The 24,571-nt window shown below is 63.7% G+C and carries 21 protein-coding genes; 14 read left to right on the forward strand and 7 right to left on the reverse strand.

What is annotated here, in order from left to right:
- Positions 1–124 precede the first annotated feature (124 nt).
- The 4 genes from DT070_RS00460 (at position 125) to DT070_RS00475 (ending at position 3,149) form a co-directional block, all read left to right on the forward strand.
- Complete coding sequence (locus DT070_RS00460) at positions 125–478, forward strand: hypothetical protein (protein ID WP_228778620.1); 354 nt, start codon at positions 125–127, stop codon at positions 476–478.
- A gap of 46 nt (positions 479–524) precedes the next feature.
- Positions 525–1,475, forward strand: a complete 951-nt coding sequence (locus tag DT070_RS00465) for a homoserine kinase (RefSeq protein WP_122953638.1) — start codon at positions 525–527, stop codon at positions 1,473–1,475.
- A 114-nt stretch (positions 1,476–1,589) separates the two neighbouring features.
- On the forward strand, positions 1,590–2,399 hold the full coding sequence (locus DT070_RS00470) for a BPSS1780 family membrane protein (RefSeq protein WP_122953639.1): 810 nt from the start codon (positions 1,590–1,592) through the stop codon (positions 2,397–2,399).
- A gap of 30 nt (positions 2,400–2,429) precedes the next feature.
- Positions 2,430–3,149 carry an iron dicitrate transport regulator FecR gene (locus tag DT070_RS00475; protein WP_122953640.1) on the forward strand — a complete coding sequence of 240 codons (720 nt, stop codon included), beginning with the start codon at positions 2,430–2,432 and terminating at the stop codon, positions 3,147–3,149.
- A 227-nt stretch (positions 3,150–3,376) separates the two neighbouring features.
- Here DT070_RS00475 and DT070_RS00480 read toward each other — a convergent pair whose 3' ends face one another.
- Both DT070_RS00480 and DT070_RS00485 read right to left on the reverse strand, forming a co-directional pair.
- A complete protein-coding gene (locus tag DT070_RS00480) occupies positions 3,377–3,787 on the reverse strand; it encodes a hypothetical protein (protein ID WP_122953641.1) in 411 nt (136 codons plus the stop codon).
- 49 nt (positions 3,788–3,836) lie between these two features.
- Positions 3,837–6,272, reverse strand: coding sequence for a UvrD-helicase domain-containing protein (locus DT070_RS00485; protein WP_122953642.1), 2,436 nt, complete (start codon positions 6,270–6,272; stop codon positions 3,837–3,839).
- Between the two features lie 21 nt (positions 6,273–6,293).
- On the opposite strand from DT070_RS00485, the gene DT070_RS00490 reads away from it, so the two are divergent.
- The 3 genes from DT070_RS00490 to DT070_RS00500 all read left to right on the forward strand — a co-directional run bounded on the left by DT070_RS00490 (position 6,294) and on the right by DT070_RS00500 (position 11,332).
- Positions 6,294–7,022, forward strand: a complete 729-nt coding sequence (locus DT070_RS00490) for a hypothetical protein (protein ID WP_228778619.1) — start codon at positions 6,294–6,296, stop codon at positions 7,020–7,022.
- 72 nt (positions 7,023–7,094) lie between these two features.
- Positions 7,095–10,136 carry a VIT domain-containing protein gene (locus tag DT070_RS00495; RefSeq protein WP_122953644.1) on the forward strand — a complete coding sequence of 1,014 codons (3,042 nt, stop codon included), beginning with the start codon at positions 7,095–7,097 and terminating at the stop codon, positions 10,134–10,136.
- A 218-nt stretch (positions 10,137–10,354) separates the two neighbouring features.
- A complete protein-coding gene (locus DT070_RS00500) occupies positions 10,355–11,332 on the forward strand; it encodes a GMP reductase (RefSeq protein ID WP_122953645.1) in 978 nt (325 codons plus the stop codon).
- A 15-nt stretch (positions 11,333–11,347) separates the two neighbouring features.
- Here the strand turns inward: DT070_RS00500 and DT070_RS00505 are convergent, their stop codons facing one another.
- Entirely contained in the window at positions 11,348–12,241 is an 894-nt protein-coding gene (locus DT070_RS00505) for an alpha/beta hydrolase (RefSeq protein ID WP_122953646.1), read from the reverse strand.
- A 180-nt stretch (positions 12,242–12,421) separates the two neighbouring features.
- Here DT070_RS00505 and DT070_RS00510 point away from each other — a divergent pair, with 180 nt between their 5' ends.
- From DT070_RS00510 to DT070_RS00525, 4 genes are all read left to right on the forward strand, one after another.
- Positions 12,422–13,105 (forward strand): GntR family transcriptional regulator, encoded by a 684-nt coding sequence (locus DT070_RS00510; RefSeq protein WP_122953647.1) that lies wholly within the window; start codon positions 12,422–12,424, stop codon positions 13,103–13,105.
- A gap of 45 nt (positions 13,106–13,150) precedes the next feature.
- Positions 13,151–14,032, forward strand: coding sequence for a phytanoyl-CoA dioxygenase family protein (locus DT070_RS00515; RefSeq protein ID WP_122953648.1), 882 nt, complete (start codon positions 13,151–13,153; stop codon positions 14,030–14,032).
- 100 nt (positions 14,033–14,132) lie between these two features.
- Positions 14,133–15,491, forward strand: a complete 1,359-nt coding sequence (locus tag DT070_RS00520; RefSeq protein ID WP_122953649.1) for an NAD(P)H-dependent oxidoreductase — start codon at positions 14,133–14,135, stop codon at positions 15,489–15,491.
- A gap of 93 nt (positions 15,492–15,584) precedes the next feature.
- Entirely contained in the window at positions 15,585–16,481 is an 897-nt protein-coding gene (locus DT070_RS00525) for an NAD(P)-dependent oxidoreductase (RefSeq protein ID WP_122953650.1), read from the forward strand.
- A gap of 5 nt (positions 16,482–16,486) precedes the next feature.
- On the opposite strand, the gene DT070_RS00530 is transcribed toward DT070_RS00525, so the two are convergent.
- Positions 16,487–17,398, reverse strand: coding sequence for a proline dehydrogenase family protein (locus DT070_RS00530; RefSeq protein WP_122953651.1), 912 nt, complete (start codon positions 17,396–17,398; stop codon positions 16,487–16,489).
- Between the two features lie 407 nt (positions 17,399–17,805).
- The gene (locus DT070_RS00535; RefSeq protein ID WP_122953652.1) at positions 17,806–18,477 is read right to left on the reverse strand and encodes a FadR/GntR family transcriptional regulator; all 672 of its coding nucleotides are present in this window, start codon (positions 18,475–18,477) and stop codon (positions 17,806–17,808) included.
- A 233-nt stretch (positions 18,478–18,710) separates the two neighbouring features.
- Between DT070_RS00535 and DT070_RS00540 the strand changes: the two genes are divergently transcribed.
- From DT070_RS00540 to DT070_RS00550, 3 genes are all read left to right on the forward strand, one after another.
- Positions 18,711–19,577, forward strand: a complete 867-nt coding sequence (locus DT070_RS00540) for a fumarylacetoacetate hydrolase family protein (protein WP_122953653.1) — start codon at positions 18,711–18,713, stop codon at positions 19,575–19,577.
- A 71-nt stretch (positions 19,578–19,648) separates the two neighbouring features.
- Positions 19,649–20,575, forward strand: a complete 927-nt coding sequence (locus DT070_RS00545) for an alpha/beta fold hydrolase (RefSeq protein WP_122953654.1) — start codon at positions 19,649–19,651, stop codon at positions 20,573–20,575.
- Positions 20,576–20,579: 4 nt separating this feature from the next.
- Positions 20,580–21,557, forward strand: coding sequence for a tripartite tricarboxylate transporter substrate binding protein (locus DT070_RS00550; protein WP_122953655.1), 978 nt, complete (start codon positions 20,580–20,582; stop codon positions 21,555–21,557).
- Positions 21,558–21,663: 106 nt separating this feature from the next.
- Here the strand turns inward: DT070_RS00550 and DT070_RS00555 are convergent, their stop codons facing one another.
- Both DT070_RS00555 and orn read right to left on the reverse strand, forming a co-directional pair.
- Positions 21,664–23,595: a DEAD/DEAH box helicase gene (locus tag DT070_RS00555; RefSeq protein ID WP_122953656.1), complete on the reverse strand. Its 1,932-nt coding sequence runs from the start codon at positions 23,593–23,595 to the stop codon at positions 21,664–21,666.
- A 411-nt stretch (positions 23,596–24,006) separates the two neighbouring features.
- The gene (orn, locus tag DT070_RS00560) at positions 24,007–24,570 is read right to left on the reverse strand and encodes an oligoribonuclease (RefSeq protein ID WP_122953657.1); all 564 of its coding nucleotides are present in this window, start codon (positions 24,568–24,570) and stop codon (positions 24,007–24,009) included.
- Position 24,571: the final 1 nt, after the last annotated feature.

Genomic DNA, 24,571 nt, shown 5'->3' on the forward strand with positions numbered 1-24,571 from the left:
CCGGCCTGCCGCGCGGGCAAGGCCCGCAAGCCGCCGGAAACAGCAGGGAAAGAGCGAAGAAGAGGGGTTTTGGCCTACAGGCACAGGCTTTGTCGGGCCCGCCCTGCAAGCCTACAATGCAGGCATGAACCACGCTATCCGCCCCCTTATTGCCGCTGCTTTTGCAGCGTTGCCGCTGGCTGCGGCCCTGGCCCAGGCGCCTGCGCAAAACGCCGCGCCTCCTGCGCCGGCAGAGGCCCAGGCGCCAGCGCCGGCAAGCCGCCCCGACAAGGCAATCCAGCGCATCCGCACCGAAGATGCCGGCACGCGCATCGACGAGCTGCGTGTGGGCGGCGAAACCCAGCAAATCACGGTGCAACCGAAAACCGGCGGCGCGGCCTATGAAGTCAAGCCCGCGGAAGGCGCCAGGGGCGCCGCACCGGCAGCCGCCAACAGCGACACCAACGGCTCGCGCGTCTGGAACGTGCTGAAGTTCTGATTTTCCGTCTCCATCCTCCACAGCATTCCAGGGTTCAGTTTCAGGCATGGCCGTATACACCGAAGTCTCGTTTGACGAGGCTGCAGCGTTCTTGAACGCCCTGAATCTGGGGCAGCTGCAAAACATCAAGGGTGCCGCCGGCGGCATCGAAAACACCAACTACTTTGTCGACACCGACCGGGGTGAGTACGTGCTGACGCTGTTCGAGCGCCTGACGTTCGAGCAGTTGCCGTTTTACCTGCACCTGATGCAGCACCTGGCGGCGCACGGCATCCCGGTGCCCGACCCGGCGGGCGACAAAAAAGGAAGCATCCTGCACCAGCTCAAGGGCAAGCCCGCCTCGGTCGTCAGCAAGCTGCGCGGCCACAGTGAGCTGGCCCCTGCCGCCGATCACTGCGCCAGTGTGGGCGAAGCGCTGGCGCGCATGCACCTGGCCGGCCTCGACTACCCGCGCCGCCAGCCCAACCTGCGCGGCCTGGAGTGGTGGAACGAGACCGTGCCTGTCGTGTTGCCGCACATCACGGCAGAGCAAGGCAGCCTGATCCTCGGCGAGCTGGCCTACCAGAACCACATCGCGGCCTCTTCGGCCTGCCAGAGCCTGCCGCGCGGCGTGGTGCACGCCGACCTCTTTCGCGACAATGTCATGTTCGAGGACGGCAAGCTCACAGGTTTTTTTGATTTTTACTTCGCCGGTTGCGACACCTTTTTGTTCGACATCGGCGTGTGCCTGAACGACTGGTGCATAGACCTGGCCACCGGCGCCGCGGATGAAGCCCGCTCCGTGGCCTTCATGCAGGCCTACCAAGGTGTGCGCCCACTGACCGCGCAGGAGCGCCAGCTGCTGCCCGCCATGCAGCGCGCCGGCGCCCTGCGGTTCTGGCTGTCGCGCCTGTGGGACTTCCATTTGCCGCGCGAAGCCGCCGTGCTCAAGGCGCACGACCCCAGTCATTTCGAGCGTGTCCTGCGCCAGCGGCTGGCGCGGCCTTACGTTTTGTAGCCCTGCCCGGCAGGGCTGTTCACCGGCCGGGCACGACGCCTGGCCGCTTTAAGGCACACTGCCCCCTGCAAGCCCCGCCCGGCTCCGCCCGGCAACCCCTTCCCCGCGAACACCATGAAACTCAATATCGTTCCCGCCAGCACCGGCATGACCTGGGTCAGGCTGGGCATCAAGACCTTTATGCAGCAGCCCCTGGCCATGTCGGGGCTGTTCTTCCTGTACATGGCGGCAGGAACGCTGCTGTCGTTTCTGCCGGTCATCGGCCTGATCCTTGCGCTGATGATCGTGCCGGCCGCCACCCTGGGCCTGATGGCCGCCACACAGGAGGCCGAGAAGGGCAAGTTCCCCATGCCCACGGTGCTGCTGAGCGCCTTTCGTGCGGGCCGCCAGCGGGTGCGCGCCATGCTGGTGCTGGGCGGGCTCTATGCCGCCGCCTGCCTGCTGATCACGCTGGCCGTGCCCTTACTGGTGGGCAGTGCGCCGCAACCGGCCGCCGAAGCGGGCCGTGAGGCCATGCTGACGCCCCAGTTCCAGCTGACCATGCTGGTCACCATGCTGTTTTACCTGCCCATCTCGCTGCTCTTCTGGCATGCGCCGGCGCTGGTCCACTGGCACGGCATCTCGCCGGTCAAGAGCCTGTTCTTCAGCCTGGTCGCCTGCTTTCGCAATGTCGGCGCCTTCCTGGTGTTCGGGCTGGGCTGGTTCACCGTGTTCCTCTGCATCGGCATCGTGATCAGCGTGGTGTCGGGGCTGCTGGGCAGCGCCGAATTCATGGCGGCCGCCATGATGCCGCTCGTTTTGCTCATGGCGGCCATGTTTTCCACCTCGATTTACTTCACGTTTCGTGATAGCTTCGTGGCCACGCCCCCCGGCGATTCACCGGGAAGCGATGAGGACGCCAATCCCACCAACGACAATCCCTGACGACCCCACCGTTAGCCCAGGAGATCCTTCATGACCCAGCACCAGTTGCAAGGCCGTAGCGAAAAAGAGATTTTGTGGTTTCAAAGGCGTGACACGCTCAAGGCCGCAGCGGCCTGGGTCGCCATGGGCGGGCTGCCCGCCGCCATGGCCCAGCAGCGCAGCAACGTTGTCGAGCTCATCGGCGATGCCCTGCTCAATGGCACAAGACTTTTGCCCGGACAAACGATCCAGACCGGCGATCAGATCCAGACCGGGCCGGGCGCCAGGCTGGTGTTTGCCATGGGCAATTCATCTTTCCTGGTGCGGCAAAACACGATTACCACCGTAGAGCGCGGCACCACGCTGAGCGCCGTCAGCCTGCTGCGCATCGTCACGGGCGCCGTGGCCAGCGTGTGGAACAAAGGCAGCAGCCGCTCCATCATCACGCCAACGCTCACCGCCGGCATACGCGGCACCGGGGTCTATACCGAAGTGCTGCCCCAGCAGGACGGCAGAACCTATTTCTGCAATTGTTATGGCACTGTCGATGTCGAAGCCGGCGGCAACAAGATAGCCTCGCAATCCAATTACCACCAATCGTTCTGGGCTGAAGCGACGGCACAAGGCGGCGCGCTCTTGCGGCCCGCAGGCTTCCTCAACCACACCGACGAAGAGCTTGAGTTTCTTGCCAACCTGATCAACCAGCGCACCTACTGGCAAATCGCCGGCCGCAAGGGCACGCCTGACGGTAAAGGCACGATGGGGTATTAACCCTCCCACCCCCGCCCAGGCTCACTTCGTGTAGCCTGTACCCCCCTCAGGGGGCGGTGCCTGCAGCCCGGCAAAGCCGGTTCCGCGGCTGCCCGCTGGTGAATACCCCGCTAGTTGCCCTGAACTCTTCAAGCCAGCATGAGCCGCGGGACTGGCTTTGCCAGACCGCAGGCGGGCGGCCCCCTCGGGAAGCAGGGAGCTACACGAAGTGAGCGACCGTGGGGGCCTTAATTTCTGCGAACTTCGAGGATTTCGTACTCCATCGCTTCCTCGTAGGTCTTGGCATCACTGAGTGCCAGGTGCAGCAGTATCTTCGGTGCATGGGCCTTGATGACACGGTGCATCAAGACGCCGACGACCACCATCGGCAGCCCCACCCACAGATAGCCGTACATGGAAAGCACCACGCCGACGCCCAGCAGCGGCAGTGAAATGCCCACCACAAAGAGGCGGTGCTTGACGTATTTCTGCGCACGCTCCGGGTTGACGATCACGCGGAAGCGGCCGTGCGGCAGGCCGGTTTTGAATTCCTGGTGTGGCACGTAAATCGCTGAATTGCCGTCGGCGTTTTCAGCGCCTTCGGTGCTCTCATTGGTTCTTCCGTTTTCGATTCCGGTTCCGGAATTTGTCTCTGTCATTTTTTTCTCGCCAGGTTGGATTCAACAAAACGCCTCAGGCGGCGCGGCCCTACACCACTGTCAGCTTCGCCACACTCAGGGCCAGCCACTTCACCCCGTGGCGCGTGAAGTTGATCTGCGCACGGGCATCGTCGCCGCTGCCTTCGAGCATCATCACCTTGCCTTCACCAAACTTGGCATGGAACACTTCCATGCCGCTTTTCAGGCCATGCGAAGGCGCATTCTTTTGCGGCGGCACCGGCGGGCTGGCAAAGCGCTCGGTTGCGCCGGATTTTGAAGAAAAAACGCTGCTGGCCCAATCCCTGCGCCCACCTTCTGCTCCTGAATTGCTAGCACCACCCCAGTTGCCCGAGCCCATGCCCGACGCAAAACCCTGGTTCTTCGGCGTGATCCATTTGAGGGCGGCTTCCGGCAGCTCGTCAAAAAAGCGGCTCTTGAGGTTGTAGCGCGTCTGGCCGTGCAGCATGCGCGTTTGCGAATAGCTGAGGTACAGGCGCTTGCGCGCGCGTGTGATCGCCACATACATCAGGCGGCGTTCTTCCTCCAGGCCGTCGCGGTCGCTCATCGAATTTTCGTGCGGGAAGATGCCATCTTCCAGGCCGGTGATGAAGACGCAGTCAAACTCCAGGCCCTTGGACGAATGCACCGTCATGAGCTGCACCGCGTCTTGCCCGGCCTGCGCCTGGTTGTCACCGGACTCCAGCGCGGCATGCGTGAGGAAAGCCGCCAGCGGCGACAGCGTCTCGCCGGTTTCGGTGTCGGGTGCCAGCGCCTCCGGCAACGGCTCGTTCACGAGCGGCGCAGATGCATCCAGCCCCTGGCTGGCCGGCGACTGCGTGAGGCGCGCGCCCAGCTCATCGACCGGCAGCGCCACCGCGTCGCGGCCAAAACCTTCCTGGCTGACGAAGGACTCGGCCGCGTTGACCAGTTCGGCCAGGTTCTCCAGACGGTCCTGGCCTTCTTTTTCAGTTTTGTAGTGCTCTTCCAGCCCGCTGTGCTGCAGCACCAGCTCGATGATCTCGCGCAGACTCAGTTTCAGCGTCTGCTCGCGCAGCACGTCAATCTTGGCCACGAAGGCGCCCAGGTTGGCGCCGGCCTTGCCGCTCACGGCGCTCACGCCGTCGTGCAGCGAGCAGCCCGCGGCGCGCGCGGTGTCCTGCAGCAGCTCAAGGCTGCGCGCGCCGATGCCGCGCGGCGGAAAGTTGACGACGCGCATGAAGCTGGTGTCGTCGTGCGGGTTCTCCAGCAGGCGCAGGTAGGCCAGCGCGTGCTTGATTTCAGCGCGCTCGAAAAAGCGCAGGCCGCCGTACACGCGGTATGGCACACCCGCATTAAAGAGCGCCGTTTCCATCACCCGGCTTTGCGCATTGCTGCGGTACAGCAGCGCGATCTCCTTGCGCTCCGTGCCGTCACGCACCAGTTGCTTGACCTCATCGACAAACCACTGCGCTTCGGCAAAGTCTGTGGGCGACTCATGCACGCGCACCGGCTCGCCGGGGCCGGCCTCGGTGCGCAGGTTTTTGCCCAGGCGCTTGCTGTTGTGGCTGATGAGTTCGTTGGCTGAGTCGAGGATATTGCCGAAGCTGCGGTAGTTGCGCTCCAGCTTGATCTGGTGCGTGACTTCGAACTCGCGCACAAAGTCGGCCATGTTGCCCACGCGCGCGCCGCGAAAGGCATAAATACTCTGGTCGTCGTCGCCCACCGCCACCACCGAGCCGCCGGGCATCGCACCGGCGCCCTGGGTCGCATCGGGCCCCTGCCCGGCCAGCATCTTGATCCAGGCGTACTGCAGCTTGTTGGTGTCCTGGAACTCGTCGATCAGGATATGGCGAAAGCGCCGCTGGTAATGCTCGCGCACCGGCGCGTTGTCGCGCAGCAGTTCATAACTGCGCAGCATGAGCTCGCCGAAATCGACCACGCCTTCGCGCTGGCACTGCTCTTCATAAAGGGCGTAAATCTCGACCTTCTTGCGGCCTTCTTCGTCGCGCACCTGCACATCCTTGGCGCGCAGGCCGTCTTCCTTGTTGCCGGCGATAAACCACATCAGCTGCTTGGGCGGAAAGCGCTCGTCGTCGACGTTGTGCTGCTTGCACAGGCGCTTGATGGCCGAGAGCTGGTCTTGCGTGTCCAGGATCTGGAAGCTCTGCGGCAGGTTGGCCAGCTTGTAGTGCGCGCGCAAAAAGCGGTTGCACAGGCCGTGGAAAGTGCCTATCCACATGCCGCGCACATTCACCGGCAGCATGGCCGACAGGCGCGCCATCATTTCCTTGGCCGCCTTGTTGGTGAAGGTGACGGCCAGGATGCCGCCCGGCGAGACCTGGCCGGTCTGCAGCAGCCAGGCGATGCGCGTCGTCAGCACCCGCGTCTTGCCGGAGCCGGCCCCCGCCAGGATCAGCGCGTGCGTGGCAGGCAAAGTGACAGCGGCGAGTTGCTCCGGGTTAAGATTTTGTAAGAGTGGGGATGTTGGCGCGACTTCTGAGAACATCCCTCATTGTAGAAAGCCCCGATGAAACCATTTGTGCACCGATCTTCAGCCCTGGCGCTTGCGTCGTTAATGCTCGCCCTGGCGCCTGCCGGCTCGGCCTTGGCCCAGTCGTTTTGTTCCAGTGACGGCCAGCCCGCACCTGTTCAGTTGCTGGAGCGATTCATCAACGCCGACTGCGACACCTGCTGGGCCGACCCTGCCACGCCCAAGGCGGCATTCAACCAACTGGCCATTGACTGGGTGCTGCCTGGCAGCAAGGGCGAGGACGCACCGCTGTCGGCCGTGGCCGCCCGCGAAGCACTGGCCCGCCTGGCGGTGCTGGGCAAAAACCCTCCGGCGCAAGCTCTGGCCAATACTTTGCCAGTCACCGGGTTCAAGAGCGTCACGCTTCGCGTCGCGCATGGCCTGCCACTCAGCGGCTACCTGGGCACCTCCATCGAACTCAAACCCATCCCGGCGGCCGCCAAAGGCCGGCAGTGGACGGCCTGGCTGGCTTTGGTCGAAACTCTTCCGGTGGGCACCGAAAACTCGCCGGTAGAGCGAAATTTGATAAGAAACGTGCTCCAAACCACGTGGGACGGGAGCAAGCCGCTATCAAAAGGTGAGCAAAACCGCTTCTTCGACCAGCGCTCCATGAGCATCGCCGAAGGCGCCAACCCCGAGCGGATGCGGGTGGTTGGCTGGGTGGAGAACGGAAAAGGCCGGGTGCAGGCAGCTGCCCAGTCTCGCTGCAGCCCCCCACAAAAATAATTCACGGCATTTAACCCCGTTGCGCGCCATGCCCCGTTCAAGGGTGCATCGCCAACCACCAAGGGGGTTTTTATGCCAAACGTCTTTCAAGGGCTTCAAGGGTTTTCGGGCTTCTCCGGGCGCACCGTCTTCTGGCTCGTCCAGGCGCTCTCCGCCATCAGCTTCAGCGTCCAGGCCCTGGCGCTCAGCCCCCCGCCGCCCATCGCGATCGACAAGTTCGCGCCGCCGCCCGACTGGCGGCCGCCGGTCATTTCTCTCAACAACGCATCTAGCCAACCCATCCAGTTGCGGACGGCTTCGGTAGAAGTCGATCTTTTTGGCGACCAGGCGCAAACCCGTGTGGAGCTGCGCCTGTTCAACCCCAACCCCCGCGTGCTTGAAGGCGAGCTGCAGTTTCCCCTGCAGGAAGGCCAGGTCGTGACAGGCTTCGCGCTGGACGTGAACGGCCGCCTGCGCGACGCCGCTGCAGTACCCAAGGCCAAAGGGCAGGAAATCTTTGAAGACATACGCCGCCGCCGCGTCGACCCCGGGCTGCTGGAGGCCACAGCCGGCAACCAGTACAAGCTGCGCGTCTACCCCATCCCCGCGCAAGGCGAGCGCCGTGTCGTCATCACCCTCAACGAAACCCTGCGGCGCCAGCAGGGCGCCGGCGTGCTGCGGGTGCCGCTGGCGTTTGCATCGGTGGTGGGGCAATTGCAGGTGCGCGTGCGCGCACACGGCGCCAGCCGCCAGGACGTGCAATTGGTTCAAGCCCCCGCAGATGCGCAGCTTGCCGCCAGCGCGGCAGGCACCGAGCTGCATCTGCAGAAAAGCCAGTGGCTGGCGCCCCAAGGCCCGGCGGGCTGGCTGCAGATGGCTGTGCGCCATACCGGCAAACCGCAGGTCATGGTGGGTGAATCCGGCGGCAAACCATTTTTTGCTGCGCAGATGGACTTCCGCGATGAGCTGGTCAAACGACCCACCCCGTCGCACATCGCGCTGGTGTGGGACGCATCGGCTTCGGCGGCTGCGCAAGCACGCGTGCTGCCGGTGCTGGAAGCCTACTTTCGCAAGCTGGACAAGGCCGTCAAGGTGAGCCTGCTGGTTGTGCGCAACACACCCGAGCCGGTGCGCAACTTCACGGTGGCGCCGGGCCGCTTCGGTGAACTGGCCGATGCCTTGCGCGCAGAACCGTTTGACGGCTCCAGCAACTTCGACAAGCTGCCCATTCCCGCCGACGCCGACATGACGGTGATGGTGACGGACGGCTTGACGACGGACGGCAAAAAAACCCTCAACTACCTGCACACGGCGCCCGTCATCGTGATCAACGGCACCGCAGCCGCCGACACCCCGCGCCTGGCGCGGCTGGCCGACCGCACAGGCGGCGCACTGGTGGACGCCACGCTGGTGACGGCCGAAGCCGGCGCGCAAGCCATGCGCATGCACGGCTGGCGCATTGAACGGCTGATCAGCTTGTCGGCGCAAAAACTCGTGACGCCCACGACCAGCGTGCGCCAGGGCCGCATCGCGCTGGCGGGCGAACTGCTGGACACGCAGGCCCGCGTCGACATCGCGCTGGTGCACCCGGACGGACGCAAGCGCACGCTGATGCTGGAGGTCGACGCCAGGGCCGCCGCCGGCCGCTGGCCTGGCCAGCAATGGGCCCAATGGCGCAGCGCCGAGCTTGCGGACAACACGGCACTGCACAGCGCTGAGTTGCAGCGCATCGCGGCAACGCACAGCATCGTCGGTCCCAACAGTTCCCTGATCGTGCTGGAGCTGGCCAGCGACTACGCGCGCTACAACCTTCCGGCGCCGCCCGAGCTGGCCGATGAAGTGGCGCGGCTGGGCCAGCAGCAGATGGCGCAGGCCACGCAGACGCGGCAGGCGCATATCGAGGCGATGGTGAAACAGTTCGACAACAGGCAGCGCTGGTGGGACAAAGACTTCCCCAAAGACGCACCCAAGCGGGCCGAGCCCAAGGCGGAGGTGCACGGCGCCATCGGTGCAATGGGCGCAGCTGCGCCGGCGATGGCGGAGGCCATGGCGTCACCGGCGGTGCGCAAGTCGCAAGCGCCTATGGGTGCACCGGTTCCCGCACCGGCGGCCCCTGTCGCCCCGGCTGCGCTTTCTGCCCGCATGGCCGATGTCGAAAACCGCCAGGCCAAGAACGCACCTGCGGCAGCGCCCTCCCCCACGATCTCCACCATCGCATTGCAAGCCTGGGTGCCCGACGCGCCCTACATGAAGCGCCTGCAAGACGCCAACAAAGCCGAGCTCTACCGCATTTACCTGGACGAACGCACCGCGTATTTGAGCAGCAGCTCTTTCTACATGGACGCCGCCGGCGTGTTCTTTGACCGCGGCCTGCCTGAGCTGGGCCTGCGCGTGCTCTCCAACCTGGCCGAGATGAACCTGGAGAATCGCCAGTTGCTGCGCCTGTACGCCTACCGCCTGGTGCAGGCCAAACGCAACGACCTGGCGATTCCCGTGTTTGAACGCATCAGCGAACTGGCGCCCAATGAACCCCAATCCTGGCGCGACCTGGGCCTGGCGCTGGCGGACAACGGCGAGCCGCAGCGTGCCGTGAATGCCCTGTGGGAAGTGGTGTCGCGCCCCTGGAACGGCCGCTTCGCCGGCATCAACATGATTGCGCTGGCCGAGCTCAACGCGATTGCCGCGCAGGCCACAGCAGCCGCCACAACCGCCGACATGGCGCCGCTGGACATGAGCCGCATCGACAGCCGCCTGCGCCGCAACCTGCCGCTGGCCCTGCGCGTGGTGATGGCCTGGGACAGCGATGACACCGACATCGACATGTGGGTGACAGACCCTAACGGTGAAAAGGCCAGCTATGCCAACCGCCTGACCCGCCAGGGCGGCGCGATGAGCCCGGATGCGACCGGTGGTTACGGGCCTGAAGAGTTCTCACTGAAAACCGCCAAAGCCGGCAAGTACGCCGTGGAGGCGCAGTTCTACGGCCACCGCCAGCAGGTGCTGTCGGCCGGCACCACGGTGATGGTGCGCGTCACCACCGGCTTCGGCACACCGCAGGCGCGCGACGCGTGGACGACCTTGCGGCTTGCACGCGGCCAGGAGACGGTGCGCGTGGCCGAGGTCGACGTTCGTTGATACACGCTGTTCAGCAAGATGCCCGGATGCATATAAAGGCTATACCGCTTTGCAGAAGAAGGCCTGCATGACAAGCGCCTAGAATCAATCACCGGGCCCAAGCAATTGCGCCCGGTTTCTTGTTTCTGCCTTGCTTTTTTGCAAGCGCCCGCAAACAAAGCCGGTCCAGTCCAAGTGCCTTCTGTTTCTTCAACAGTTTTTTCTAAGGCTTGGGAATCATGGAAATCTTCGACTACGACAACATCCTGCTGCTGCCGCGCAAATGCCGCGTGGAAAGCCGCTCGGAATGCGACGCCAGCGCCACGCTGGGCGGGCGCAGCTTTCGCATCCCGGTGGTGCCGGCCAACATGAAGACGGTGATCAACGAGGAGATCTGCGCCTGGATGGCGAAAAACGGCTACTTCTATGTGATGCACCGCTTTGACCTGGACAACGTGCAGTTCGTCAAGGACATGAAGGCACGCGGCGCCTACGCCTCGATCTCGCTGGGCGTGAAAAAGCCCGACTACGAGACGGTGGACCGCCTGGCCGCCGAAGGCCTGGTGCCTGAATACATCACCATCGACATCGCGCACGGCCATGCTGACACGGTGCAAAAGATGATTGCTTACCTCAAGCAGAAGCTGCCTGCGTCTTTCATCATCGCCGGCAACGTGGGCACACCCGAAGCGGTGATCGACCTGGAAAACTGGGGCGCCGACGCGACCAAGGTCGGCATCGGCCCGGGCAAGGTCTGCATCACCAAAATGAAAACCGGCTTCGGCACCGGCGGCTGGCAGCTGTCGGCGCTCAAGTGGTGCGCACGCGTGGCGACCAAACCCATCATTGCCGACGGCGGCATCCGCGAACACGGCGACATCGCCAAGTCGGTGCGCTTTGGCGCGACCATGGTGATGATCGGCTCCATGCTGGCAGGCCTGGAAGAAAGCCCCGGCCAGACCGTCGAGGTCGACGGCAAACTCTTCAAGGAGTACTACGGCAGCGCCTCGGACTTCAACAAGGGCGAGTACAAGCACGTCGAAGGCAAGCGCATCCTGGAGCCCGTCAAGGGAACGCTGGCCGATACGCTGCGCGAGATGGAAGAAGACATCCAGAGCTCCATCAGCTATGCCGGCGGCACCAGGCTGCTGGACATCCGCAAGGTCAACTACGTCACGCTGGGCGGCGACAACGCGGGTGAACACCTGCTGATGTGATGGCGGCGCTCTGCGCTATTCGTGCACCGTTGAAAGCCCCAGCAAACCCAGCGCCAGCAAATGCAGGCGATGGGTGTGCTCGGTCAATGCCTCCAGCACGCTGAAATGGTTGCGGCGCAGGTGCGACTCACACACCGGCACCACCCGTGAACCCCAAGCCTGCTGGATCAGCAGGTTCTGGCGCAAAAATTCGGCGCTTTCATCGGCACCCGCCACGCTGTAAAGCGTGCCGCGGGCCGGGGCCGGCAGCAGCGCCGGGCTGGCTTTGGCGGCATGTTCGGGCGTGAGCTTGAGCGAGTCCTTCACAAACGGCGCGTGGCGCAGCGGCTCCAGTTCGTACAAGCCTGAAATCGACAGCGCGTTTTTCACCAGGTCCGCCGGCAGGTCGCTGCCGTAGGCCTGCCAGTTGCAGGCCAGCAGCATGGCCGCCAGGTGGCCGCCGGCCGAGTGCCCGACGACGGTGATGCGGTCCGGGTCGCCGCCGTAGCGGGCGATGTGGCGCCAGGTCCAGGCCAGCGCCTTGACCATCTGCATCGTGATGTCGGGAATCGTCACAGCGGGGCAGAGCGCGTAGTTGGGCATCACGACGCAGGCGCCTGCCTGGGTGAACTCGGGCGCGACAAAGGAGTGCTCGGACTTGTCGAGCGCGCGCCAGTAGCCGCCATGGATAAACACCAGCACCGGCGCACCCTGGCCTGTCTTGCCGCCCTGCACACCAAACCCGTCTGCCGGAAACACGTCCAGCATTTCGCCGGCGCCGTTGCCATAAGGGACGTCGATCTGGCAGGGCAGGCGCTTGCGCACGCTTTGCGATTCTTCAGTCCAGCGCGCGAAGTACGCCGGGTGGTCGGGCACCAGCGCGCGGTTGTTGTACATGCGGTCCAGCCAGGCGGGATCGGGCGAGGTCATTCGGGTCTCCTGATAAATAAGAAATCAGCCTCCGGCAGCAGTTGCCATCTTGGCACAGGCCGGCAGGCGGCCCCGACGCCGCCGCACCACACCGTCCGGGGGTAAACCCGGGATACAGGCTCCGGAGATCGGCGTATTCTGTATACAGAGTACATATTCAGCCATCCAGTCCCGCCATCCATGAACCCCCAGCTGATCAAAATCGAATCCACCCCCGACCTGGTCGACCAGGTTTACCGCAGCCTGCTGGACGCCATCAGCGACGGCTCGCTCGCGCCGGGCGCGCGCATCATGCAGGAAGACCTGGCCGCGCAGCTGGCGGTGTCGCGCCAGCCGGTGCTGCAGGCGCTGCGCCTCTTGAAAAAAGACGGCTTTGTGCTGGACGCCCCGGGGCGCGGCGTGCTGGTCGCGCCGCTGGACGTGGCCTGGCTGGTGCAGATTTACCAGGTGCGCAGCGCGCTGGATGCGCTGGCCGCGCGGCTGGCGGCGCAGGGCCGCGCCCAACTCGACCCGCAACTCATCCGCCAGGGCCGCAAAGCCGCACGCGGCCATGACGTCAAAGCCATGATGGCGGCCGACGCGCAGTTCCACGCGGCCATTTACGCCGCATCCGGCAACCCGCTGATCGCCCAAAGCGCGCAGCTGCACTGGCACCACATCCGCCGCGCCATGGGCGCCGTGCTGCAGGTCTCGACCATGCGCGAATCGATCTGGGACGAGCATGAAGCGATTGCGGACGCGATTGCCGCCGGCGATGGAGCCCGCGCCGAAGCGCTGATCCGCGAACACGGCGAGGAAGCCGGCCACAACCTGGCCGCGCTGCTCTCCAGCGCGCTCGGCCAGGGCGCGGCGACGGCCCCCTGAACCTTTTCGAACAAGCCCCCGAACAACCCCACCAGGAGACACGCGATGAGACTGACCCCCGAACAACTTGCGCAATTCGACCGCGACGGCTACCTCTTTTTCCCGGGCCTCTTCACCCCCGAAGAAACCCGCGCGCTCAACGAGGCCGTGCCCGAGCTCTACAGCCGGCGCGAGGACTACAACATCCGTGAAAAAGGCAAGGACGCGGTGCGCACCAACTTCGCCGCGCACATGTACAGCGAGCCTTTTGCCCGCCTGGCGCGGCACCCGCGCATGATCGAGCCGGTCGAAGACCTGCTGGGCGAAAAACTCTACATGCACCAGTTCAAGATCAACGGCAAGATGGCGTTTGAAGGCGACGTGTGGCAGTGGCACCAGGACTACGGCACCTGGCTGAACGACGACATGATGCCAACCGAGCGCGCGATGAACGTGGCCATCTTCATGGACGACGTGACCGAGCACAACGGCCCGCTGATGTTCATCCCGGGCAGCCACAAGAAAGGCGTGGTCGATGCGAAACACGACCTCACCACCACCAGCTACCCGCTCTGGACGGTGGACAACGACCTGATCCGCCAGCTGGTGCAGCGCGCCGGCGGCAAGGAGGGCGGTATCGTCAGCCCCAAGGGCCCGGCCGGCTCGATGATCCTCTTCCATTCCTGCCTGGTGCACGCCTCGGGCAGCAACCTCTCGCCCTTCAACCGTGTGAGCGTCTACCTGAGCCTCTGCGCGGTGAGCAACCACATCCGCCGCCACAAACGCCCGGAGTACATCGCCCACCGCGACTTCACGCCGATCACCTGCCTGCCTGACGACTGCCTGCTGAAAGACTACCCGGTGGACTTGCCTTGGAAAGACGGCGTGCCGGCTACCGCGCTGCAAACGTCGATGGAAGAAATCGCGCCTGAGCGTAAAGCAGCCTGAATACACATCCAATTTCCGTTCGGGCTGAGGTATCGAAGCCCCGCGCGCGGGGAAAGCACTTCGACAGGCTCAGTGCGAACGGGGTCACATACAAAGCACCATGAATCTTTTCACCAAACTCCAGCAACGCGCAGCCGAAGGCAAACCGGTCCGCATCGGCCTGATCGGCGCCGGCAAATTCGGCTCCATGTACCTGGCGCAAGTGCCGCGCACACCGGGCGTTCACCTGGTGGCGATTGCCGACCTGTCGCCCGACGCGGCCCGCACCAACCTCGCACGTGTAGGATGGAATCCGGCCCTGGCCCAGGCGGAGTCTGCACAGACAGCTATCAAAACAGGAGCAACCTGGATCACCGACGACTGGCAGGCGGTCGTGACGCACCCGCAGATCGACATCATTGTGGAATGCACCGGTAACCCGATTGCGGCGGTGGACCATTGCCTGAAAGCCTTTGAACACGGCAAACATGTGGTCAACGTGACGGTGGAAGCCGACGCTTTTTGCGGCCCGCTGCTGGCGCGCAAGGCCGCCGATGCGGGCGTGGTGTATTCGCTGGCCTTCGGTGACCAGCCGGCGCTGATCTGCGACCTGGTGGACTGGGCGCGCACCTGCGGCTTTCCGGTGGTGGCAGCGGGGCGCGGTCACAAGTGGCTGCCGCATTTCAGCGAGTCCACACCCGAGACGGTCTGGGGCAACTACGGCCTCACGCCTGAGCAGGCCGAGCGCGGCGGGCTCAACCCGAAGATGTTCAACAGCTTTCTCGACGGCTCCAAGCCCTCCATTGAATCCACCGCCGTGGCCAACGCCACCGGCCTCACGGTGCCGAGCAACGGCCTGCTGTACCCGCCGGCCAGCGTCGAAGACATTCCGTATGTGACACGCCCGATCAGCGAAGGCGGCGTGCTTGAGCGAAAAGGCATGGTCGAAGTGATCTCCTCACTCGAAGCCAACGGCCGCAAGATTCCCTACGACATCCGCATGGGCGTCTGGGTCACCGTCGAGGCCGAGACCGACTACATCAAAAACTGCTTTGAGGAATACAACGCCCACACCGACCCGAGCGGGCGCTACTTCACCCTCTACAAACGCTGGCACCTGATCGGGCTGGAAGTCGGCGTGTCGGTCGCGAGCGTGGCGCTGCGCGGCGAGCCCACCGGCGTGGCCACCTGCTGGAACGCCGACGTGGTGGCCACCGCCAAGCGCGACCTGAAACCCGGCGACATGCTGGACGGCGAAGGCGGCTACACCGTGTGGGGCAAGCTGCTGCCGGCCGATACATCCATGAAGATGGGCGGGCTGCCGCTGGGCCTGGCGCACAACGTCAAGGTCGTGCGTGCCGTGAAAAAAGGCCAGAGCCTGAGCTGGGCCGACGTGGCGATGGACACCTCAACCCACGCGTACAAAGTGCGGCAGGAAATGGAAAGCATGTTTGCCCCAGCGCTGAAGAAGGCCGCGTAAAAAACTGTGCTGAGCGCTTCCTAGAAAGCTCGCTGACAGCCTTCTCTCGCGGGCTGCTTCATGATGGCCCATAGCCATCTTGAGGACACCCCAATGACCATCGCCAGCAACACGCCCCTGCCCTGCATCGCATTTTTGGGCACGGGCATCATGGGCCTGCCCATGGCCACGCGCCTGTGCAAGGCCGGCTACACGCTGCAGGTCTGGAACCGCACACAGGGCAAGACCGGCCCGCTCACGGCGCTGGGCGCCACGGCGCACACGCAAGCCGGCGCTGCGGTGGCCGGAGCCGACATCATCATCAGCATGCTCGAAAGCGGCCCCGTCGTGGACGGCGTGCTGTTCGCACAGGGCGTGGCCGCGGCGATGAAGCCCGGCGCGCTTTTCCTGGACATGGCCTCCATCCAGCCGCGTGAAGCGCGCGACCACGCCGCGCGCCTGGGCGCGTTGGGCATCGCCCATGTTGATGCACCGGTCTCAGGCGGTCCCGGTGGCGCAGAGAGCGGCACGCTGGCCATCATGGCCGGCGGCAAGGCGGAAGATTTCGCCCGCGCCCTGCCCGTGCTGGCGCACCTGGGCCACGCCGTCCATGTGGGCCCGCACGGCAGCGGCCAGCTCACCAAGCTGGCCAACCAGATGATTGTGGGCATCACGATTGGCGCGGTGGCCGAGGCGCTGCTGTTCACCGCACGCGGCGGCGCTGACATGGCCAAGGTCAAGGAAGCCATCACCGGCGGCTTTGCCGACAGCCGCGTGCTGCAGCTGCACGGCCAGCGCATGCTCGAGCGCGACTTCGCGCCGCGCGCACGCATGGACATCCAGCTCAAGGACATGCGCAACGCGCTGGCGACCGCGCAGGAGATCGGCTTTGAAGCGCCGATCACCGCGCTGTTTGAGCGGCTTTATGCCGAAGGCGTGGACAACGGCCTGACCGACCTGGACCAGTCGGCGCTGTTTGTGGAGCTGGCCAGCCGCAACGGCATGAGCTGAGCCGCTTAGCGCGTCAACAAGGCGCGCAGCAGGTGGCCTGCAATGCTCGGGTTCTCCTTGATGCGCCGCATGCTGTAGCCGTACCAGTCCTTGCCGTAGGGCACGTAGATGCGGACCGCATAACCTTCAGCCAGCAGGCGGTCACGCAGGCTTTCGCGCACGCCGAGCAGCATCTGGAACTCAAAGGCCGTACCGGCTATGCGCCGGCTGCGCGCAAGCTCTATCACCTGATCGACCAGTTCCTCGTCATGCGTTGCAACGCCCACAAAAGTGCCGCTGTCGAAGCAACGCGCGACCTGGCGCAGGAAGTGCGGGTTGATTGCACTGCGGTCGTTCCAGGCACCCTCAACGAGGTGCTCGCGCTCTTCGACATAAATGCCTTTGCAGATGCGCAGGTTCTCACGCATTCCCAGCAGCGGGGTGATGTCGCTATCGGTGCGCTTGAGATAGGCCTGCAGCACGAGGCCGACATTGCCGTACCCGCGGCTCTTCAAGCGCAGCAGAAGATCAATTTCACGCTGTGTGCAACTCGCATCCTCCATATCAATGCGCACGAAAGTGGCGTGCGCCTTGGCGGCATCGAGCAGGCACTCCAGGTTGCGCTCGCAATGGGCTTGATCGAGCAACAAGCCAAGCGCGGTTGGCTTGACCGAGATATTCGCCCGCAGCCCGTCACGCGCGATCGCCTCGAGCACCTGGAGGTATTCGCTGGTCGTGTTGTCGGCTTGAGAGAGCGATTCGACGGTTTCTCCAAGGACGTCGACCGTCGCCGAAAAACCTGCGGCATTGAGCGCTGCGACGCGCCTGATCGCATCGGCGACGGTGTCGCCGGCAATGTAGCGGCCAGAGACCTTGCGGATCAGCGCGCGCGGCGCCAGAGGGATGGCCGAAGCCACCAAAGTATTGAACAGGGACATGACAGTTTTCCAAAGAAATGAAAAGAAAGACGGGACCGCGTACACGACATAAGGCGTCGCGAATCGAAAAAGCGGTCGGGATCAGTCACCCGGCCGGGGTGAACCCGGCGGGTGTGGGGCGGTGCTTCTGCTGCGCGTCAGGACAGAGGTCCCGGCGCGAGGCGGAAGCAAGGCTTCAGTTCTTTGAAAGAGGAGGCCAGGCGGCTGCGTGCATATCGGTGTTTTTGCGGCGGCACCGTATTGCCGGCGCCAGCATCGCATTTTAGCGTCGGCATTGGCGAAGCACCGGTGGCCGCGATGGCATGGACTGAGCGAGGTTGATTTCTTAAGTAAAAAAGGCCTCCAGCCCAATATCCACCTTGGCTAGCAGCTATTAAATCAATAGCAAAGCAATAGCGGGCGAAGGCTCAGGACCCCAGCATGTTGACGCGCACGTGCACCAGGTGATCGATGCAAAGCTCACGCGCGCGCTGCGCATCCCTTTGCTGCAGGGCATCCACGAGGCTGCGGTGTTCGTGCTGGTATTCCAGCCGGCGCTCCGGCGTGGCGCTGCGGCGTTTGAGCATGCCCCACTCGGCATCCGAGCGGGCATGGTTCATCAGGCGAAAGACGCTGGAGATAAAGCTGTTGTGCGCCGAGTCGGCAATGACTTCGTGCAGCAGGCTGTCCCAGCGCTCGAAGTCTTCCAGCGTGGTGGCGGCTTCGGCCTTGTCGCAGCACTCGTGCATGCGCTCGAAGTCGGCTGAGTTGGCGTTGCCTATCACCATGTCGATGATGGCCGGCTCCAGCGCCAGCCGTGCGCTCATGAGCTCTGCCGGGCTGGCCGCGCGCGCCGGCCCGCCTTCGTCGGTGGCGGCCAGGACCTGCGCAATGTGCGTGCTGACATAGGTGCCGCTGCCCACCGTCTGCGTGATCAGGCCGCGCTCCTTCAGGCCGGCCAGCACGCGCCGCACCGTGGCGCGACTCAGCCCGCTTTGTTCGCTGAAGCTGCGCTCCGTCGGGATGCGATGGCCGGCGCGCCATTTGCGCGATTTCAGGTTGTCCAGGATGGTTTCCTGCAGGGCGGTTGCGCTGTCCATAGATTGATTCAGGTGTTGGGGGTGATGCGGTGAAATGTCATCAAATGCATCTAATTGGTTGAAATTGGTTTATTCGCATTCTCCTTTATTTCTCCAATGATTCATAGGTGTTTTCCCCGAACACTTGAACAATCTTGAGCGAAGCGGTTGCTTATTGGTGAGTCTTGGTCCTACGATGGTTTAGAGGCAAAAAAAGCCTTTCAAGACCTTCCACCCATTACAGGAGACAGGATTTGCGCATCGCGATTTTTCAACTCAAGGGCCGGCGGCTGGCCGGCCTGGTTTCTGCCGACGGCCGGAGCGTGACGCCGTTTGACCTCCCGCCGGAGCAAATGCAAAAAGGCGCGCTGGCGCTGATCGAGGCGGGCCTGGATCCCCGCAAGATCCCTTTGCAGGGAGTCGCCGTCGACATCGCCGCCGTCAGGCTGGAGGCGCCGCTGCCGGCGCCGCGCCGCAATATCTTTTGTGTGGGACGCAACTACCACGCGCACGCCAAAGAGTTGCAGTCATCCGTATTCAAGAACAACACGGCCAACCCCGAATCCTGGCCCATCGTGTTTACCAAGGTGCCTGAATGCGTGGTCGGGCCGCACGACGACGTGGTGCTGCCGGTGGGCGTGTCGGAGCAGATCGACTATGAGTCCGAACTCACCATCGTCATCGGCAAGGGCGGGCGCAACATCACGCGCGCCAATGCGATGCAGCATGTGTTCGGCTACACCATCGTCAACGACGTGACGGCGCGCGACGTGCAGATGCGGCACCAGCAGTGGGACCTGGGCAAATCGTTCGACACTTTTTGTCCCATGGGCCCGTGGATCGTGACGGCCGACGAGCTGGACGGCAACAACACGCGCGTGCGCGGCTGGGTCAACGGCGAGCTGCGCCAGGACGCGCAGACCACCGACCTGATCTTCGACCTTTCGACGCTGATTGAAACCTGCTCGCGCGGCATCACGCTTTACCCCGGCGACCTGATCGCCACCGGCTCGCCGGCCGGCGTGGGCATGGGCATGAGCCCGCCGCAGTACCTGAAAGCGGGCGACGTGGTGCGCATCGAGGTCGACGGCCTGGGCGTGATCGAGAACCGTTTTGTATAAGCCCTTGCGGGCATGGATTGATTGATTCACTGACTGACAGCGCGAGACGCGCCACAACAAAGGAGACATCGATGAGCAACGTGAAGTGGACGGGCGGTGTAGAGCACTGGACCCACAAGAAAACGCCCGAGGGCGATATCAAGCTTTTTCTCTGGGAGAAGAAGGCTTCAACGAAGGTGCCGCATGCGGGCACCATCTTTTTTGTGCACGGCTCTTCGATGGCCTCACAGCCGACGTTTGACCTGCACGTGCCGGGCCGGGCCTATTCGTCGGCCATGGACTGGTTTGCCGAGCACGGCTTTGACACCTGGACCATGGACAACGAAGGCTACGGCCGCTCCGACAAACACCGCGACATCAATTTCGACATCAGCAACGGCGCCGACGACCTGGCCGCCGGCAGCGAATACATCATGAAAAAAACCGGTGCGCAGTCGCTGCTGCTGTACGGTATTTCTTCGGGTGCTCTGAAGGCAGGCCTGTTTGCCGAGCGCCACCCGGAGCGCGTGGGCAAGATTGCACTCGACGCCTTTGTCTGGACGGGCGAAGGCAGTCACACGCTGGAACAGCGCAAGAAAAAGCTGCCGGAGTTCCTGGCGAAAAACCGCCGCGCCATCGACCGGCCTTTTGTGCACAGCATCTTCCAGCGCGACCATCCCGACACGGTGGAGCAGCGCGTCGTCGAGGCGTTTGCCGATGCCATCCTGACGCTGGACGACTCGATGCCGACCGGCACCTATGTCGACATGTGCTCCAAGCTGCCGTTGCTGGACCCGAAGAAGCTGACCGTGCCAACCATCATCCTGCGCGGTGAATACGACGGCATTGCCGGCATGGACGACCTGATCGACTACTTCAAGCTGCTGCCCAACATGAACAAGCAGTTCAGCGTGATGCGCGGTATCTCGCACGCCAGCTTCCAGCAGAAGAACTACATGATGGTCTACCAGATCCTGCACAGCTTTTTCACCATGCCTGAGCCTTCCTACAAGGGGTAGCGCCATGAAAACGATCTACCGATCCGCCATTGCGGGTGTCGCGGGTGTTGTGCTGTCGCTGACGTGCGGCATCGCATCGGCGCAGGGCTACCCGAACAAGCCGGTGCGCCTTATCGTGCCGTTTGCGCCGGGCGGCTTTACCGATGTGGTGGCGCGCATCCTCGGCCAGAAGCTGTCGATGGCCATGGGGCAGCAGTTCGTCGTCGAGAACAAGGCGGGTGCGGGCTCGACCATAGGCACCGACTTTGTCGCCAAGGCGGCGCCCGACGGCTACACGCTGGTGATGATCTCGACCACACACGTGATCAGCCCATGGATCTACAAGACCATGCCCTATGACCCGATCAAAAGCTTCACCGTGGTCTCCAAGCTGGTCGACTCGCCTTACGTGCTGCTCGTCAACCCGAAAGTGCAGGCCAACAACGTGAAGGAGCTGGTGGCACTGGCCAAGGCCGCGCCTGAGACGATCCACTATGCGTCGTCGGGCAACGGCAGCTCGCAGCATTTGATGGGCGGGCTGTTCGTGTCGATGACGGGTGCGCCGCTCAAGCATGTGCCTTATCGCGGCAGCAGCGGCGCGGCGACCGACCTCGTGGCCGGCGTGGTGGAAACCAGTTTTGCCGGCGTGCCCAATGCGTTGTCGCAGGTGCCGCAAGGCCGCCTCAAGGCCTTTGCGGTGACGACGGCCAGGCGCATTCCGCAATTACCCGATGTGCCGACCATGCAGGAAGCGGGGGTGCCGGGTTATGAGGCCTCGGTGTGGCTGGCCTTGCTGGCGCCGGCCGGCACGCCCAAAGACATCGTGAACAAGCTCAACGCGGAGATCGCCAAGCTGATGAACACGCCGGACACCAAAAAGGCCTTGTACGATGCGGGCGTGGAGCCCACCCCGTCCACGCCCGAGGCGATGTCCGAGTACCTGGTCAAGGAGATGGACCGCTGGGGCAAGGTGGTCAAGGACATCGGGATCAAGGTCGAGTAAGCCCTTGCTCATAGAGCGGTGACGGCTCCATAAAAAAAGCCGCTACAGACTTGAAGTCTGCAGCGGCTTTTTGCTTTTGCTTTGTCGTACGTTGATGACTTAAAAATCAATCACGGAAGGGCTTGGAGAACTTGCCCGGCTTCTTGGCCGCATCGCGGGGCACAAACACCTTGCCGGCAGGCTTGGCAAAACCAGGCTTGCGGTTGGCGAAGTCAGGGCGCGGTGCGAAGCCTTCATTGCGGGGGGCAAAGCCTTCGTTGCGCGGGGCAAAGTTGCGGTCGTCGCGCTGGGCGAAGCCACCGTTGTTGCCGCCGCCGAAGCCGCCGCGGTCGTCCTGGCGGCGCGGGCCGCGGTCATTGAAGCCCGAACGGTCTGCGTAGTTGTTGCCGCCGTGCGGTGCGGGAGGACGGCCCTGGAAAGAACCACGGTCGCCGCGATCACCACCACGGTCGTCGCGGTTGTTGCCAAAGCCGGCAAAGCCGCCATTGCCAAAACCGCTGGCCGGCTTGCGGCCGTAACCGCCGCGATCACCACCGCCGCCGCCGAAGCTGCGGCCACCGCGGTCACCACCGAAGTTGCCGCGTGGGCGCTCGGAGGTCGGGGCGAAGCGCTGCTGCGGCTCGAGGCCGGCGATCACGCTGGGCTTCAGGTTTTGCTGCATGTAGTGTTCGATGTCCTGGATCTTGCGGCGATCACGGAACTCGGCGATCGTCACGGCCTTGCCTTCGCGGCCGGCACGGCCGGTGCGGCCGATACGGTGCACGTAGTCTTCGGCTTTCATGGGCAGGCCGTAGTTGATCACGTGGGTGATGGTGGGCACGTCCAGGCCGCGGGCGGCCACGTCGGTTGCCACCAGGACTTGCACGCGGCCGTCACGGAAAGCCATCAGGCGGCGGTTGCGCAGGCCCTGGCCGAGCGCGCCGTGCAGCGCCACAGCGCTGAAGCCTTCCTGCACCAGGTCGTTGGCCAGGCCGTCACATTCAACCTGGGTGCTCGCAAACACGATGGCCTGGTTGATGGTGGTGTCGCGCAGCAGATGGTCCAGCAGCTTGCGCTTGTGGGTCATGTTGTCGGCCCACAGCAGGGATTGCGTGATGGACGTGTGCTTCTCGTGCGGCGAGTCGATTTCGACGCGCTGCGGCGTGCGCATGACGCGGGTGGCCAGTTGCATGATGCGGGGCGCGAAAGTGGCGCTGAACATCATGGTCTGCTTGCGCTCGATCGTGAGCTGGTTGACTTCGGTCAGGTCGTCGGCAAAGCCGAGGTCCAGCATGCGGTCGGCTTCGTCGACGACGAGGAACTGCACCTGGTCCAGCTTGATCTGCATGCTGCGCTGCAGGTCGAGCAGGCGGCCCGGCGTGGCGACCACGAGGTTGGCGTTCTGCAGCTTGGCGATCTGCAGTTGGTAAGGAATGCCGCCCACGACGTTGGCGATGCGCAGGCCGCGGCAGTGGCGAACCAGATCGATTGCGTCGGCGCAGACCTGCTGGGCCAGCTCGCGCGTGGGGCACAGGATCAGTGCGCCGGGCGTGGCGGCCTTGAAGTTGCGGGGGCTGGTCGGGTCTTTGCGCTTGGGCTTTTTCAGGGGGGCTTCGCCGCGGGCGACGGCTTCTGCGCTCAGGCGTTCGAACTCGGAGCGCTCAAAGCGCTCGGCTTCTTCCTGCTGCTTGAGCAGGGTGTGCAGCACGGGCAGCAGGAAAGCGGCGGTCTTGCCGCTGCCGGTCTGGCTGGAAACCAGCAAGTCGGTGAACTTGGCAGCCTTGGGGTCGGCGTCCAGCGCCTGCATGGCCTTGGGGATGGTGGCCATCTGCACGGCGGTGGGCTTGGTAAAGCCCATGTCGGCGACGGCCTGCAGCAGTTCCTTGGCCAGGCCAAGTTCTACAAAGCCGTTCGGCTCGGCCACGACGGCGTCGAGCGAGCTGGGGCTGGCTTCCAGCGCATCGGAAAAATCCGGGGCGGCGTTGAAACCGGTGTCGATGTTGTCGGCGGCAATGGCTTCAGGCAAAAAGTCGCCACGAGCCTCAAAAGAGTCAGTCATGTTTTTTTCTCACTAATCACCTGTTCGCAACGCTTTTGGCGAGGGAACAGGAAACTTCACCTCCTGCGATGCAGAAGGATTCGTTCATGGTTAATAAAACATCAACCATCAAACGAATATGCAGCTTGGGAAGCGAGCGATCAAAACCTTGTTTGATGCCGTACCCGAAGCGGTGACTCCGTTGTGGAGTCCAAAAGTGTGAGGTAGATGTACAAATGCAGCGCACCCTGTGCAACCGCAAGCCCACGATTATAGCGTGCTTTACGGGTTTCTACCAGTCCCCCAGCCAACGGGGGTGATTACGGCTTCACAGCCTCATTGCCCAAAGCTGCTCTCAGCCTCATTTCGCTATCATTTCAGGAGCAACATCCCAAGACGCTGCCTTGGCTAGAGCTCGAAAAGGCTTAAAAATCACTTCAGGAAGTGTTCCCGGTAATGTTCCAGCTCGTCGATGGATTCGTGCACATCGGCCAGTGCCGTATGGCTTTGCCGCTTCTTGAAAGCGCTGTAGACCTCGGGCCGCCAGCGCTTGGCGAGCTCCTTGAAGGTGCTCACGTCGATGTTGCGGTAATGCAGGAAGGCCTCCAGCTTGGGCATGTACTTGACCAGGAAGCGCCTGTCCTGGCTGATGGTGTTGCCGCACAGGGGTGAAACGCCCTTGGGCACGTACTGGGCCAGGAAGGCCAGTATCTGCGCCTCGGCGTCCGCCTCGTCCACCGTGCTGGCCTTGACCTTGTCGATCAGGCCGCTGCGGCCGTGGGTGCCCTTGTTCCAGGCGTCCATCTGGTCCAGCAACTCGTCGGTCTGGTGGATAGCCAGGACGGGGCCTTCGATGCGCGGCGTGAGTTGCGGGCCGGTCACGATGACGGCAATTTCAATGAGGCGCTCTTTTTCCGGGTCCAGCCCGGTCATTTCGCAGTCGAGCCAGACGAGGTTCTGGTCTGATTTTTTGAGTAGGGGTTCAGTTTCAGGCATC

The sequence above is a fragment of the Polaromonas sp. SP1 genome (assembly GCF_003711205.1).
Taxonomy (GTDB): domain Bacteria; phylum Pseudomonadota; class Gammaproteobacteria; order Burkholderiales; family Burkholderiaceae_C; genus Polaromonas.

Coding starts and splice junctions, on each gene's coding strand:
- DT070_RS00475 (WP_122953640.1), top strand. CDS start 2,430: ATGACCCAGCACCAGTTGCAAGGCCGTAGCGAAAAAGAGATTTTGTGG.
- DT070_RS00525 (WP_122953650.1), top strand. CDS start 15,585: ATGACCATCGCCAGCAACACGCCCCTGCCCTGCATCGCATTTTTGGGC.
- orn (WP_122953657.1), bottom strand. CDS start 24,570: ATGCCTGAAACTGAACCCCTACTCAAAAAATCAGACCAGAACCTCGTC.
- DT070_RS00545 (WP_122953654.1), top strand. CDS start 19,649: ATGAGCAACGTGAAGTGGACGGGCGGTGTAGAGCACTGGACCCACAAG.
- DT070_RS00505 (WP_122953646.1), bottom strand. CDS start 12,241: ATGACCTCGCCCGATCCCGCCTGGCTGGACCGCATGTACAACAACCGC.
- DT070_RS00465 (WP_122953638.1), top strand. CDS start 525: ATGGCCGTATACACCGAAGTCTCGTTTGACGAGGCTGCAGCGTTCTTG.
- DT070_RS00520 (WP_122953649.1), top strand. CDS start 14,133: ATGAATCTTTTCACCAAACTCCAGCAACGCGCAGCCGAAGGCAAACCG.
- DT070_RS00510 (WP_122953647.1), top strand. CDS start 12,422: ATGAACCCCCAGCTGATCAAAATCGAATCCACCCCCGACCTGGTCGAC.
- DT070_RS00550 (WP_122953655.1), top strand. CDS start 20,580: ATGAAAACGATCTACCGATCCGCCATTGCGGGTGTCGCGGGTGTTGTG.
- DT070_RS00530 (WP_122953651.1), bottom strand. CDS start 17,398: ATGTCCCTGTTCAATACTTTGGTGGCTTCGGCCATCCCTCTGGCGCCG.
- DT070_RS00485 (WP_122953642.1), bottom strand. CDS start 6,272: ATGTTCTCAGAAGTCGCGCCAACATCCCCACTCTTACAAAATCTTAAC.
- DT070_RS00480 (WP_122953641.1), bottom strand. CDS start 3,787: ATGACAGAGACAAATTCCGGAACCGGAATCGAAAACGGAAGAACCAAT.
- DT070_RS00470 (WP_122953639.1), top strand. CDS start 1,590: ATGAAACTCAATATCGTTCCCGCCAGCACCGGCATGACCTGGGTCAGG.
- DT070_RS00490 (WP_228778619.1), top strand. CDS start 6,294: ATGAAACCATTTGTGCACCGATCTTCAGCCCTGGCGCTTGCGTCGTTA.
- DT070_RS00515 (WP_122953648.1), top strand. CDS start 13,151: ATGAGACTGACCCCCGAACAACTTGCGCAATTCGACCGCGACGGCTAC.
- DT070_RS00495 (WP_122953644.1), top strand. CDS start 7,095: ATGCCAAACGTCTTTCAAGGGCTTCAAGGGTTTTCGGGCTTCTCCGGG.
- DT070_RS00460 (WP_228778620.1), top strand. CDS start 125: ATGAACCACGCTATCCGCCCCCTTATTGCCGCTGCTTTTGCAGCGTTG.
- DT070_RS00535 (WP_122953652.1), bottom strand. CDS start 18,477: ATGGACAGCGCAACCGCCCTGCAGGAAACCATCCTGGACAACCTGAAA.
- DT070_RS00500 (WP_122953645.1), top strand. CDS start 10,355: ATGGAAATCTTCGACTACGACAACATCCTGCTGCTGCCGCGCAAATGC.
- DT070_RS00555 (WP_122953656.1), bottom strand. CDS start 23,595: ATGACTGACTCTTTTGAGGCTCGTGGCGACTTTTTGCCTGAAGCCATT.